Below are 13551 nucleotides of genomic sequence, written 5' to 3' on the forward strand. Positions count from 1 at the left end.
AGCGGGGGAACTGGAAGAATGGCCCGCATGGTCAACGCAGCGGTCACTGGTCCGGTCAAGGACCGTCCCCGGGTGCTCTCCGGCATCCAGCCCACCTCCGGTTCGTTCCACCTCGGCAACTACCTGGGTGCGGTGCGCCAGTGGGTCGACCTCCAGAAGGACAACGACGCCTTCTACATGGTGGTCGACCTGCACGCCATCACCGTCGCCCAGGACCCGAAGGAACTGCGCGAGAACACCCGGGTCTCCGCCGCCCAGCTGCTCGGCGCCGGCCTGGACCCGGAGCGCTGCACCCTCTTCGTCCAGTCGCACATCGCCGAGCACGCCCAGCTCGGCTGGGTGATGAACTGCCTCACCGGCTTCGGCGAGGCCGCCCGGATGACCCAGTTCAAGGACAAGTCGAGCCGCTACGGGGCCGAGAGCACCACCGTCGGCCTGTTCACCTACCCGGTCCTGATGGTCGCGGACGTCCTGCTCTACCAGGCGGACGCCGTCCCGGTCGGCGAGGACCAGCGCCAGCACCTGGAGCTCACCCGCGACCTCGCGGAGCGCTTCAACACCCGTTACGGGTCGACCTTCACCGTCCCGAAGCCGTACATCCTCAAGGAGACGGCGAAGATCATGGACCTTCAGGACCCGGGCGTGAAGATGAGCAAGTCCGCGTCCTCGCCCAAGGGCCTGGTGAGCCTGATGGACGATCCGAAGGCGAGCGCCAAGAAGTTCAAGAGCGCCGTCACCGACACCGGCACCGTCGTCTCCTACGACGAGCAGGAGAAGGCCGGCGTCTCCAACCTGCTGCGCATCCACTCCGCGCTCAGCGGCCAGACGATCGACCAGCTGGTCGAGCACTTCGAGGGCAAGATGTACGGCGCCCTGAAGACCGAGCTGGCCGAGCTGTTCACCGACTGGGTCACCCCCTTCCAGGCGCGCACCCGGATGTTCCTGGACGACCCGGCCGAGCTGGACCGGGTGCTGGCCGACGGCGCCGAGAAGGCCCGCGAGGTGGCGTCCCGGACGCTGGAGACGGTGTACGACCGGATCGGCTTCCTCACGGCCGCCAAGCGGTGACTCCCCTCACCCGCCTGCCCGGTGGTGGCGACCTCCCCGAGGTCGTCACCATCGGCGTGTCCGTGAGCGTCCCGGACCCGTACGGCAAGGCGGTCCAGGACGCCCGGGCCGGGCACGGCGATCCGCTGGCCCGGTCGATACCCACGCACGTCACCCTGCTGCCGCCGACCGAGGTGCCCGCCGAGGAGCTGCCGAAGATCGAGGAGCACCTGGCGGCGGTGGCGGCCGCGCACCGGCCGTTCCGGATGCTGCTGCGCGGCAGCGGGACCTTCCGCCCGGTCTCCCCGGTGGTGTACGTCCGGGTCGAGGAGGGCGCGCAGGAGTGCCGGCTGCTGGAGGCGGACGTCCGCTCCGGCCCGCTGGCCCGTGAGCTGGCCTTCCCGTACCACCCGCACGTGACGGTGGCCCACGGCCTGCCGGACGACGTGCTGGACCAGGCGTACGAGCAGGCGCGCGACTTCCGGGCGGCCTTCCGGGTGCCGGGTTTCGGGCTCTCCCGCTTCGACGCGGACGAGGTCTGGCGGCCCTGGCGGACCTACTCCTTCGGCTGAGCCCCGGCCCGCCACCCCCTCGCCGCGCCGACCCGCCGAGCCGCCCAAGCCGGGTTCGGGCATCCGGCCGCCCCGGCCCGGACGGCTCCGCGCGGTTCCCGGCGGTTCCGGATGGTCCCGCAACGCGCGGAGGCGCCCGGCACCGGTGGTGTCGGGCGCCTCCCGGGCCGCTCGGGCGCCCGGAGCCGCGACGGGCCTCAGCCCTCGACGCGGAGCATCGCGTCGACCACCCGGGCGGCGGCCTTGCCGTCGTCCAGGTCGCAGTACGCCTCGCGGAACGCGGCGGCCTTGTCCGCGTACTCGGCCGCGACCTCGTCCACCCGGCCCAGCGCGGCGACGAGCTCCTCGGAGGTGGCCAGCAGCGGCCCGGGCGCCTCGGCCTCGAAGTTCAGGCTGAAGCCGCGCAGGTTGTCCCGGTAGTGCTCCAGGTCGTAGGTGAAGAACAGCATCGGCTTGCCGGTCGACGCGAAGTCGAACACGCTCGCCGAGTAGTCGGTCACCAGGACGTCGGCGATCAGCAGCAGCTCCGCCATGTCGGGGTAGCTGCCGACGTCCCAGACGTAGCCGTTGCCGGCGCCCGGGATCTGGCCGCACATCAGCTCGTGCCGGCGCACCAGCAGCACCTGGTCGTCGCCGAGCGCGGCCTTGGCCGCCGCCAGGTCGACCCGCAGGTCGATCTGGTAGCCGTCCTGCGGCCGGCGCCGGTCCTCGCGCCAGGTCGGCGCGTAGAGCACGACCTTCTTGCCCTCGGGCAGGCCGAGCCGCTCCCGGACCTGCTCGGCGGTCTTCTCCCGGTCGGCCGCGAACAGCAGGTCGTTCCGGGGCGAACCGCTCTCCAGGATCTCGCCCTTGAAGTCGAAGGCGCGCCGCAGCACCGGGGCCGACCAGCGGTTGCCGGCCACCAGCAGGCTCCAGTTCGGGACCTCCCGGGCCAGGCCCTTGAGGTAGCCGGTGTCCGTGAACCAGACCTTCTCGAAGTCGAAGCCGATCTGCTTCAGCGGGGTGCCGTGCCAGGTCTGGACGACCACCTGGCCGGGGCGGCGGACGAAGAACTCGGGCAGGTGGGTGCTGGTCACGATGTACTTGGCGGTGGCCAGCGCCTCGATCCACTCCGGGCTCAGGAGCCGGACGGCGGCGGCGGTCTTCGGCACCTCGGCCTGCATGTCGTCGCTGCCCCACAGGTGCTCCAGCGGCAGGCCGCGGCGGACCAGCTCCTCGTGGACCGCCCGGGGCGAGTCGGCGTACGCGCTGCGGATGCCGACGTGGTACAGCACCGTGTCGCGCAGCGGCTCGCGGCGGGCGGCCGGGTAGTCCACCGTCCGCAGCTGGCGCTGGCGGAAGCCCGCCCGCTCCTCGGGCGCCAGCACCGGGTGCGACTCCAGCGACAGGCCGTCGTGGTTGCGGCGCTCCAGCGCGATCCGCTTGCCGCGGGACTCCACCTCGACCGGCAGCGTCCCGAAGCAGTCCGGGGTGACCAGCGCGCAGGAGTCCGGCAGGTCGTCCACCGGCACGCCGACCGGCCGGAAGACGACGGTCCAGGTGCCCCTGGCGAGCGGCACCCGGCCGGCGAAGGAGGCCGTCGGCACGGCCGGCAGCGCGGCGCGGAACCGGCCGTCCGCGATCTCCACCGGGTAGACGTGCTCCTCCTCCAGCCACTCGTGACGGACCGCCAGCTCCCAGCGGTGCGCGCCGGGCAGCGGGAACGAGCCGCTCAGCAGGAAGCCGTCGGCGCCGCGCGCGGCGACCTCGTCCACCAGCGGCTGGAGCACCTGGTCGGTGAACTGGAGGTACCCACCGGGGGAGGGCTTGGAGTAGAGCGCCCGGCGCTCGGTGACCGGGGCCTCGGGGTTCAGCGCCAGGTGCAGCCGCTCCGGCGCGTTGCGGTCGTCCCAGGCCAGCGGGACGGTGCTGCCGTCGGCGAGCAGCAGCGCGCCGTCCCAGCGGTCGCGGCTGCGCTCGGCCGCCGCCGGGTCCAGCTCGGCCCAGGCCTCGCGGACGGCGGTCAGCTCGGCGACCGGGAAGGACGCGGTGAACGGCTGGAGCGAGCCGACCGGCGCGCCCAGCTCCAGCGGGAAGGACAGCTCGCGGTCCGACTCCAGGTGGGTCAGCCGCAGCCGCGCGCCGGCGAAGCTCGGGCCGGAGCGGGCCGCGCCCGAGACCTCCACCCGGTCGCCCTGCGCGGCCAGGCCGGTCACCCGGGCCCTGACCGTCTCCACCCGCAGGTAGACGAAGTTGTCCCGGGTCCACGGCACGATCCGCACGTCCGGCTCGACCCAGTGCGAGGGGAGGAACTGCGCGGAGTCGCTCCAGCCGGCCGAGATCCGGCCCTTGTACACCCCGCCCTTGCCCGCGCCGGCCACCAGGACGCGCCAGTTGCCGTCCTTCCACTGGCCGCGGTGGCGGAGCTTCCTCGGGTCGACGGCGACGGAGAAGCCGGACCAGTCGCAGCTGTACAGGTCGTGCCGGCAGCTCGCGGTGGCCTCGGGGCTGTACGTCGTCTTCATCGGCACCGCGATGACCCGGCGGCCCTTGGTCTCGCGCAGCACCAGGGTGCGGACCATGTCGTGCTTGCCGGCCGCGCCCAGCTGCTCCGGGTACGCGTGCCCGGTCAGCCGGAGCCTGCCGCCCTCCCAGGAGGCCTGGTACAGCCGGCTGCGGATGACCAGCGAGTTGTCCAGCTTGAGCACCCCGGACGGCACGCTCCGGCGCCCGCCGCGCAGGAACGGGTAGTCGGCGTACGGCCGCAGCAGGCCGCGGGCCTGGACGCCGCCGCCGCTCTCCCGCTCGTAGGTGATCTGCTCGACCAGCTCGTCGATGCGGTCGGAGAGGGTCAGGTGGTACTTCAGCCGCAGCGGCGCGCGCAGCTTGGCGACCTTGTCGGAGCCGATCGCCCGGAGCAGCCGGCTGACGTGCTGGAGGTAGGCGTCCCGGTACTCCTTGTCGCCGTCCACGACGGACCCGAAGAACATCGGGATCTCCTCGACGAGGGTGTTCTCGTCGTAGGAGCGCAGGTACTCGGCGAAGCGCGGCTCGGTCTGCTTCAGCAGCCAGGCGCGGACCAGCTCGACCGAGGCGACCCGGTCGATCAGGCCCTTGGGGTTGGTGCGCATCTGGGTGATCGACATCTCGCCGACCTCGCGCTCGCGCCAGTGGTAGATCGGCTCGGAGAGCACGTCCACGCTCTTGGCCAGGTAGTGGTGCGGCACGCTGACCGGCGCGTCCTCGTACAGGATGCCCTCGGGGTAGAGCAGGCCGGCCGCGTCGAAGAACGAGCGGCGGTACACCTTGTTCCACGCGGTGCGGTCGGTGACCAGCGCCGGGATCTCGGTGATGTGGGTCTTGAGCCTGGTCTCCTTGAACGGCTTCACGTGGCCGCCGGACTGGTAGTAGCCCACGGCGCGGAAGCGCAGCACGTTGCCGGTGCAGAAGTCCGAGCCGGTCTCGTCCAGCGTGTTGATCATCAGCTCGTACGCGCTTGGCGGCATCGAGTCGTCGCTGTCCACGAAGCACAGGAACTCGGAGTCCGGGTCGATGTGCCGGATGCCGGTGTTGCGGGCCGCCCCCAGGCCCTTGTTCACCTGGCGGACCAGCCGGAACCGGGAGTCCTTGGCCGCGTACGCCTCGGCGAGCGCCGCGCTGCCGTCCTTCGAACCGTCGTCGACCATGACGCACTCGAAGTCCGTGAAGGTCTGGGCGGCGATCGAGTCGAGGCATTCCACGAGGTAGCGCTCGACGTTGTAGATCGGGACGACGATGGAGAGGCGGGGAGCCATCGGCTACGCAGGCCTTTCTCGGGAGGAGCGTGCCAGTCCGGAGGGGCCTGACCGCACTGGGATCGGTGCGTACGTGCGCCCCCGATCCTAACCTCCGGGGCCGCTTCCTCCCCGGGGCCACTACGCTGGGCCGGTGCCCCGTTTCAGCGTGATCGTCCCCGTGTACCAAGTCCAGGACTACCTGGTCGAATGCCTCGAATCGGTGCTCGACCAGGACGGCCCGGACTTCGAACTGATCGCCGTGGACGACCGCTCCCCGGACCGCTGCGGCGCCATGCTGGACGAGGCCGCCGCGGCCGACTCCCGGATCCGGGTGCTGCACCTGCCGGAGAACGTCGGCCTCGGCCGGGCCCGCAACGCCGGCCTGGAGGTCGCCTCCGGCGACTACGTGGTCTTCCTCGACAGCGACGACACGCTCACCCCCGGCCTGCTGAAGGCCGTCGACGAGCGGCTCGCCGCCACCGGCGACCCGGACGTCCTGGTCTACGACTACGCCCGCACCTACGCCGACGGCCGGATCACCCGCGCCGCCTCCGCGCACGTCTTCGGCGCCGCCTCCCCGGACGTCTTCGACCTCGCCGCCCGCCCCGACCTGCTCGACCTGCTCCAGGTCGTCTGGAACAAGGCCTACCGCCGCGGCTTCGTCACCGAGCAGCGGCTGGTCTTCCCGGCCGGCTACTACGAGGACACCCCCTGGACGTACCCGGCGCTGCTCGCCGCCGCCCGGATCACCCTGCTCGACCGGGTCGGCGTGCACTACCGCCAGCGCCAGGAGGGCGGCAACATCCTGGCCACCGCCAGCCGCAAGCACTTCGACGTGTTCGCCCAGTACGACCTGGTCTTCGCCTTCCTCGACGGCCGCCCCGACCTGGACCACTGGCGGCCGGTCGTCTACGGCCGGATGCTGCACCACCTCAACACCGTGGTCTCCAAGCCCGGCCGGGTCCCGCCCGGCGACCGCCGCGAGTACTTCCGCCGGGCCGCCGCGCACTGCGCCCGGCTGCGCCCGGCCGGCTACCGCCCGCCGGCCGGGGTGGACGGCGTGCGCACCGAACTGCTCAGCCACGGCCGCTACGGCGCGTACCAGGCCGTCCGCGCCGTCGCCAAGGCCCGCCGACTCGTCAAACGGTGACACCCACCTGACACCCGTTCGGCGGATGGGCCGGTATAACCGGTCAGGTGGACTTCCTGACCCGCCTTCCGGTCGTCGGCCCGCTCGTGGCCCGGGTGCTGCGCAGCCGCCCGTACCAGGTGTACGAGTACTTCGCCGAGGCCCGGGGCAACCGGCTGGCCGGCGCCGTCACCTTCTTCGGCTTCCTGGCCCTCTTCCCGCTGCTCACGGTGGGCCTGGCGATCGCCGCCGCGGCGCTGAGCGACAGCCGGGTGCACGACCTCCAGGAGCACATCGCCGACCAGCTGCCTGGGCTCTCGGACGCGCTCAACCTGCCCTCCCTGGTGGCCAGCGCGGGCACCGTCGGGGTGGTCTCCGGGGCGCTGCTGCTGGTCTCCGGCCTCGGCTGGGTGGACACCATGCGCACCTCGATCCGGGACCTGTGGCAGCTGCCCCACGACGAGGGCAACCCGGTGCTGCGCAAGGCGTGGGACGTGGCGGTGCTGGCCGGCCTCGGCCTGGTGTCGCTGTTCTCGCTGGCCGCCTCCGCCGTCGGGACGACGCTGGCCGGCCGGGTCGCCGAGGCGATCGGCCTGGGCAGCGGCTACCTGCTGACCGCGGTCGGCGTGCTGATCGCCATAGCGTGCGACACGCTGCTGTTCGCCTACCTGCTGGCGCCCTTCCCCGGCATCACCGACCAGCGCCGCCGGGACCTCGTGCAGGGCGCGCTGATCGGTGCGGTCGGCTTCGAGCTGCTGAAGCTCCTGCTCGCCTCCTACCTGGGCTCGGTCGCCGGACGGAGCCTCTACGGGGCGTTCGCCACCCCGGTGGCGCTGCTGCTGTGGATCAACTTCGTCTCCCGGCTGCTGATGTACTGCGTGGCCTGGACGGCGACGGCGGACCGGGCGGGGGCCCTGGAGCGGACCAGGGCGCACGGGCGGGCGCTGCTGGCGGCGGCCGACGAGGCGGAGGCGGCGCAGACGGCGGCCGTGGCCGCCCGGCCGGGGGAGAAGGGGAGGGCCCGGCCCCGCGACTGAGGCCGGACCCTTCTCGCCGCCCGGCGGATCAGTCGGCGGAGCGCCGCCGCCACAGCACCAGCGCGCCGTAGCCGACCGCGCCGCCGGCCAGCACCACGGCCGACCAGCCGCCGAGGCCGAGCCAGTCGTCCCCGCCCGCCCCGGCCCCCGCGGCGACCGGTGCGGGCGACGGGGACGGCGGCGGTGCGGGCGAGCCGGCCGCGCCGCCGCCCTGGCCGGTCGGCTCGGCGCCCTCGGGGCGGACCTCGTCGACCAGCCTGCCGACCGGCTGCACCTTGCCGGCCGCCGCGAAGCCCCAGTCCAGCAGCGCGGCCGTCTCGTCGTACACCTTCTGGTAGCTCGCCGGGTGCATCACGGTGACCAGCAGGGTGCGGCCGCCCCGCTCGGCGGCGCCGACGAAGGTCGAGCCGGCGTTGGTGGTGGTGCCGTTCTTCACGCCGATCAGGCCCGGGTACTTGCCCAGCAGCCGGTCGGTGTTGGCGATCCCGAAGCTGCTGCGCCGGCCGTCCTTGTCGACGGCGCCCGGGAACATCGCCTCCCGGGTGGCGCAGTACGTCCGGAAGTCCGCGTTGCGCAGGCCGGCCCGGGCGAACAGCGACAGGTCGTAGGCCGAGGAGACCTGGCCGTCCATGTCGTAGCCGTCCGGGGAGATCACCCTGGTGTCCCTCGCCTGGAGCGCGTCGGCGCGCGCCTGCATCTCGGCGACGGTCTGCGCGACGCCGCCGTTCATGTGGGCCAGGACGTGCACCGCGTCGTTGCCGGAGCTCAGGAACACCCCCCGCCACAGGTCCTCGACCCGGTAGTCCAGGTTCTCCTTGATGCCGACCAGACTGCTGCCGGGGCCGATCCCCTGGATCTCCTCGTCGGCCACCCGGTGCACCGCGTCGCGGTCGAACTTCGGCAGCACGGTGTCCGCGAAGAGGATCTTCAGGGTGCTCGCCGGAGGCAGTCTGAGATGCGGGTTGCTGGCCGCCAGGACCTCGCCGGACGCCAGGTCGGACACCATCCAGGACTGGCCGGTGAGGTCGGAGGGCAGCGGCGGGGCGCCCGCCATCGGGGCGACCTGGACCCCGGGGAGCCCCAGCCGCTCGCCGCCGACCGCGGCCGACGGCGGCGGCTGGTGCGGAGCCGCGCCCGCCGGAGCGGCGAGCAGGACCGGTAAGGCCGCGGTGGCCGCGGCGCACAGGCGCGCGAACGTGTGACGGGATGTGGGCACCAGGAGACCGTACCCATTCCCGGGCCCCGGCGCCCGCCCCTTCGGACCGGTCCTCCGCAGGAGGGGCCCGCCCTACGCCGATCGGCGGCCCGCGCATACTGGGGAGGCACACCGCCTTCACATGCCGAGGACCCCCATGAAGCTCAGCCGCCGCACCTCCTGGTTCCTGACCGCCTTCGGGGTCTGGTCGATGATCATCTGGACGACCTTTGATGAGAAGGTACCTAGCAAAGCTTCGGCAAAGCGGAAAGCGCAGGTCAGACGGTGCGGCAAGCTCAGAACATGGCAACCTTCCTCGCTCCGGGCATCCCCTCGGACCAACTAGACGTCGTCCGGGTCGGGCTGTACGCCCGACAGTCCAGCAAGCGGCCGGACGCCTCCGAGGCGTCGCCCGAGGCGCAGCTGAGCGCCGGTCACGCGCTGGTCGCCGCACGCGCCACCAGCAAGTGGCAGGTGGTCCGGGAGTACAAGGACGTGGGCAAGTCGGGGTGGGACCCGAAGGTTGTCCGGCCGGACTTCGAAGAAATGATGCTCTCCGTCGAGCGCGGGGAATTGGATGTCATTGTTGTCAATGAGCTCTCGCGCCTTACCCGGCAGGGCGCCTATGAGGCCATGACGATTGACAAGAAGCTGCGCGAGTACGGCGTGCGACTTGTCAGTGTTCAGGAGCCGTTCCTAGACACGAGCAATCCTGTTGGAGAGGCAATCTTTGCGCTCATCGCTGCGCTGGCCAAGCAGGACTCCGATATCAAGGCGGCCCGCACCGCCGGAGCAAAGGACGAAATTCAAGCCGTCGGTGGACGCCACTCCTCCGCCCCGCCTTTCGGGATGAAGGCCCGCCGCGAGGTGATCGGAAAGCTCACCGTCACCACGCTTGAGCCCAATGAGGATCATTGGGAGGAGGCGGGCATGACGTACGCTGAGGTGGTCCGCAAACTGGTTGGCCTGGCGTTCAAGGGATATGCCTACAACCGCATTGCGGCGACCATGAACAAGGAAGGCGTACCTGCCCCAGGCACTACGGCGCAACGAAACACCGAAGCGCGCCAGAAGGCCGTCCTGGAACGCGGATTCCCCGGCAGGCAGCGGACTGGGATCATTTGGCGGGCGCAAACCGTTCGTCACATCCTCACGCATCCCTGCATCGGAGGATTCGCCTCTGCACGTCTCTCAAAGGGCCCCAAGGGCACACTGGCCAATGTCATTGCCCGGGATGGGTCAGGGGCTCCTCTGACGCCACATAAGGGCATCATCCCCGGGCAGACGTGGCTAGAGCTTCAGGAGAAAATCGGTCAGCGCGGCCTTGCTGAGCGGCAATACGAGAGCAGTGTGCCAGAGCTGCTTTCGGGGTGGAAGTTTTCCCGCTGCGCGAAGTGTGAGGGCTCGATGGGAAAGAGCGGGCGCTACTACATGTGCGCGAACCCCATTGGACATGGCGGCCTTTCGGTGCAGATCACTCATCTTGACGACTTCGTCGCCCGCCGGGTGTGGGCCAAGATCAGCAATGCCGATCTCTCCAATCCGGAAGACCAGGCATGGCTCGTGGCAGCTGCCCTACGGTTTGCAGAGCAGCAGGACCTTGCCGGAGTCGAGGACGAACGGGCCGAAACGCAGGCGCACCTTGACCACGTCCAGCAATCCATCAAGGAGCTTTATGCGGACCGGAAGGCAGGCGTCTACAAGGGGGAACGTGGGGCTGCGGCATTCCAGGGAACTATGCTCCAATACCTGGAATATGAGGAGAAGTGCCTTGAGCGCCTTCGGGAGCTGAGTGAGAAGTCGGCGAATGCAGTGCAGATCCCGGCGGAGTGGTTTGCTGCTGAGGCTGACCCGCTGGGACCGGAGTCCCCGTGGGCAGGATGGGATGTCATCAAGCGTCGCCAGTTCCTGAATCTATTCCTCTCGGGCGTGGCTGTGGGCCCTGGGCGGCGTGCTGACCGCTCCGTAATCCCCGTCGCTGATCGGGTGGAGTTGGACTGGCGTCCGACACCTACGCCTGAGGAACTGGCACACGTTATGGGTCGCGGTAGGCCCTTCGTGGTTATCTAACGAGTCGCAGGGGTCGGCCCGGATGGCAGAGATAATCTCTGTGATCCGGGCCACCTTTGTGCCAGCGACGCGAAGCGGCCGAATGTAGTTTAGATCCCGCCAAGATCACACAGCGAGCGGCTGACCTGCACGAATGTAGAAATGTAGAAATGTAGGGGTCTCCACATCCACCCTAAGAGCTTCTGATCCCCTCTTACGGGGTAAACCGGGAGGCTCGACATTCCTACATTCCTACATGGGTGCAGGTCACAGGGCCGCCCCTTGGCGCTGGCCACACGGAACTACATGGGTCCGGCCATCTACAGGGCCGCGCGCGCTGCCAGAGTCGTCGGCAGCCGTTAGCCACTCCGAGTCAATCAAGGTGGATCGGATGGCGCGCTGGCTGCTCTGCGCAGATCCCGTTAACGAGCCGCCGTAGATCCCTACGAGGGTTTCCCTCACCAACAGGCCGGATAGGCGCTGAGTCAGCCAAGCGAACCACCGGCCCGGGAGCGTACCGACCGCCCCAATAACTGATCAACTGAACAACGAACTCCGGGAGAGACTTAGGTCTCTGCTGGTCGGCCCCGTGTCGTGGGCGCTGCTTCCCTACTGGTCTCGTCGGTGGCCATTAGACGTGCAGCGCCCGTGATGCGGGGCCTTTTCTTTTGCCCAAATTCGACTAGGAGCTGACCCATGGACCGACGGTCCGAAATTACGAAGCACATCAACGCCGCCCGCGCCGAGCTGGAGGCCGAGAAGATCACCGACAGGCCGACGCATGGAAATGCGCACCCGCAGCCGGCCGCTGACCTTTCCGCGCTGCGCCAGCAGATTGGCGCGAAGTTCTCTATTCCTGAGTCGCTGCGGTATCGGCTGAGCGGATCGACGACCGAGGAGATTACGGCTGACGCTCAGAATCTCGCGGTGCACTTTCGATCCAGTCTCCGAACTCAGCCTAGCTCGCTGGTAAAGGGTGCAGGTGCATCCGAGCCAAATCCTGATAGCGGAGAAATCGACCCAGTGAAGCTCGCTGCTCGAATCCTTCAGCGCCGAATGGCTGGCTAGATAACAGCCATTGAGCCGAGTCTCACAAATTCTCCCGCGCAGGTTGAACCGTAAGCCTGCTGAACTCTCTACCGACAAGGAATATGACGTATGACTGACACGACTTCCGATGCCCGCGCTAAGCACCTTTCCTGGCTTTACGACCAGGCATCCCGAGAGGTTCCGCGCTACACCTACACGTGTACGCCGGAGAGCGTGAAAGAAGCTCTCAACCACCTTGACGAAATGCTGCGCAAGCGTGCGGAATCTGACGACGCTGTGTCCTTCGCTGAGGCCGACCTTGCCAAGGTAGAGGGCCGAGATCAGCTCGCCGTCAAGGTGGCTCTTGCGCAGGGAAAGCCGCTGCCTAAGCCGACCAACCGGGGCCCGCTGGAGACGCGCCTTGCGGACGCTCAGCGGGTGCAGATGGCTGCATACGAGCTGACTGCTGATGCCGCTTCCGCCGTCCGCGCTGCGGCCCTCTCCGTGCGTGCTGAGTGGCGACTTGCCGTGACCGGCCTGGCTGAGGAGAAGCGCGCTGCCGCTGTCACCGCCGCAACCCAACTGGCTTGCCTGATGGATGAGTTGGCAACGCTGGCGGACACGGTGGAGGACCTTGATGCGGACCTCGGCAACCAGTGGAACGCGAACGAGCAGCAGTGGCGGTACATGGCACCGCGCGGGGGCATCAACTGGCGCGCGGACCGTGACGCCCTGGACCGGATTGTGACTGATCGGCTGGAATACAGCGGGAACTATTACGGCGGACTTCCAGGCCGTATGAACCCAAATGCCGATGCTGCAATCGCATGGGACCCGGCGGCCGGCTCGACCTCTGCCGATATGGAGCCGTGGACTCGATGAGCTACGTTCTGACCGATCGAGACATTGCGCTTAAAGCGCTGAGTCGCGTGATCCGCAACACCGAAACCGGCTGCCTCATTTCGGAACGGCTCGACCGGGGCGGCCGGGCTGTGGTGCGATACAGCGCGCATGGAAGCACCAAGAAGGAGCTTGCCCATCGCGTGATCTATCGGGCCCTTAATCGGCCGGTTGCGGCGAATGAAGAACTGCGCCGGAGCTGCCGAGACTCACGTTGCCTTGAGCCCGCGCATTTCGAATTGGCACGTCGCTAACGCGATGGACCCCTGGGGTATGACCCCCTCCCCGGGGTTTGGGTACCGCAGCGCCTTAGCAGGAATCGGCCTCCGTACGGGTCTGGGAGTTTCGGGCGACTTGCCAATTCCTTGGGAATGCTGCGCAAGGCTGCATTCCGCTGCCCGGAAACGGTGGGCGCAACGCGCGGGTGCACATGCGAGTGCAGGCGTGCACGTGCACGCGGGGGAGACCAACTCCTAGAACACCCTTAAATCGCTGCCACAGCGGACCGTGGACGGATTTTCGGGCGGGGGCCGGGCAGATGGGCCAGCCATGCGATTTGAAGCCCTCAAATTTCAGTTTCGCAATCCCATGAGAGGCACCCTTGAAGATCGTCCACCCGCCATGCGGCCGGGAGTGGTCCGGCCAGCGCGCCGAGCACTGTCCGGCCTGTCACGAGACCTTCGCGAGCACCCGCGCCGGTGACGCGCACCGCGCCGGCCCGCACAACGCTCGCCGATGCCTGCCACCGGCCACGGTCGGACTCTGGCTGGACGCCCGGGGCCTGTGGCATCGGAAGCCCTACCGGGAGCGCTGAGCCGACCCCTTGCCCCGTCTGACC

The 13551-nt window shown here is 69.4% G+C and carries 11 protein-coding genes and 1 pseudogene; 10 read left to right on the forward strand and 2 right to left on the reverse strand.

The features are described 5' to 3' along the window. The first annotated feature begins 27 nt into the window (after positions 1 to 27). Both trpS and ACZ55U_RS01055 read left to right on the forward strand, forming a co-directional pair. The gene (gene trpS / locus ACZ55U_RS01050; protein ID WP_465521051.1) at positions 28 to 1068 is read left to right on the forward strand and encodes a tryptophan--tRNA ligase; all 1041 of its coding nucleotides are present in this window, start codon (positions 28 to 30) and stop codon (positions 1066 to 1068) included. Further along, positions 1065 to 1619 (forward strand): 2'-5' RNA ligase family protein, encoded by a 555-nt coding sequence (locus ACZ55U_RS01055; RefSeq protein ID WP_465521053.1) that lies wholly within the window; start codon positions 1065 to 1067, stop codon positions 1617 to 1619. Before trpS ends, ACZ55U_RS01055 begins: the two co-directional genes overlap by 4 nt. Positions 1620 to 1816: 197 nt before the next feature. Here ACZ55U_RS01055 and ACZ55U_RS01060 read toward each other — a convergent pair whose 3' ends face one another. Then, positions 1817 to 5392 (reverse strand): bifunctional glycosyltransferase/CDP-glycerol:glycerophosphate glycerophosphotransferase, encoded by a 3576-nt coding sequence (locus ACZ55U_RS01060; protein WP_465521055.1) that lies wholly within the window; start codon positions 5390 to 5392, stop codon positions 1817 to 1819. A gap of 133 nt (positions 5393 to 5525) precedes the next feature. On the opposite strand from ACZ55U_RS01060, the gene ACZ55U_RS01065 reads away from it, so the two are divergent. Then, positions 5526 to 6524: a glycosyltransferase family 2 protein gene (locus ACZ55U_RS01065; RefSeq protein WP_465521057.1), complete on the forward strand. Its 999-nt coding sequence runs from the start codon at positions 5526 to 5528 to the stop codon at positions 6522 to 6524. Between the two features lie 47 nt (positions 6525 to 6571). Further along, positions 6572 to 7540, forward strand: coding sequence for a YihY/virulence factor BrkB family protein (locus tag ACZ55U_RS01070; protein ID WP_465521059.1), 969 nt, complete (start codon positions 6572 to 6574; stop codon positions 7538 to 7540). Between the two features lie 28 nt (positions 7541 to 7568). Here ACZ55U_RS01070 and ACZ55U_RS01075 read toward each other — a convergent pair whose 3' ends face one another. After that, on the reverse strand, positions 7569 to 8756 hold the full coding sequence (locus ACZ55U_RS01075) for a D-alanyl-D-alanine carboxypeptidase family protein (RefSeq protein ID WP_465521061.1): 1188 nt from the start codon (positions 8754 to 8756) through the stop codon (positions 7569 to 7571). Between the two features lie 136 nt (positions 8757 to 8892). Between ACZ55U_RS01075 and ACZ55U_RS01080 the strand changes: the two are divergent. The 6 genes and pseudogenes from ACZ55U_RS01080 to ACZ55U_RS01105 all read left to right on the forward strand — a co-directional run. Further along, positions 8893 to 8967 (forward strand): annotated as a pseudogene (locus tag ACZ55U_RS01080) (SCO4848 family membrane protein); the annotation flags it as partial. A 71-nt stretch (positions 8968 to 9038) separates the two neighbouring features. Then, positions 9039 to 10805, forward strand: coding sequence for a recombinase family protein (locus tag ACZ55U_RS01085; protein ID WP_465521063.1), 1767 nt, complete (start codon positions 9039 to 9041; stop codon positions 10803 to 10805). Between the two features lie 675 nt (positions 10806 to 11480). Next, positions 11481 to 11852, forward strand: coding sequence for a hypothetical protein (locus tag ACZ55U_RS01090; protein WP_465521065.1), 372 nt, complete (start codon positions 11481 to 11483; stop codon positions 11850 to 11852). Between the two features lie 90 nt (positions 11853 to 11942). Next, on the forward strand, positions 11943 to 12695 hold the full coding sequence (locus ACZ55U_RS01095) for a hypothetical protein (protein ID WP_465521067.1): 753 nt from the start codon (positions 11943 to 11945) through the stop codon (positions 12693 to 12695). Further along, positions 12692 to 12967, forward strand: a complete 276-nt coding sequence (locus tag ACZ55U_RS01100; protein WP_465521069.1) for a hypothetical protein — start codon at positions 12692 to 12694, stop codon at positions 12965 to 12967. Before ACZ55U_RS01095 ends, ACZ55U_RS01100 begins: the two co-directional genes overlap by 4 nt. Positions 12968 to 13314: 347 nt before the next feature. Then, a complete protein-coding gene (locus tag ACZ55U_RS01105; RefSeq protein ID WP_465521071.1) occupies positions 13315 to 13527 on the forward strand; it encodes an FDXHR family putative zinc-binding protein in 213 nt (70 codons plus the stop codon). Positions 13528 to 13551: the final 24 nt, after the last annotated feature.

Source organism: Kitasatospora sp. NPDC034533 (genome assembly GCF_055575155.1).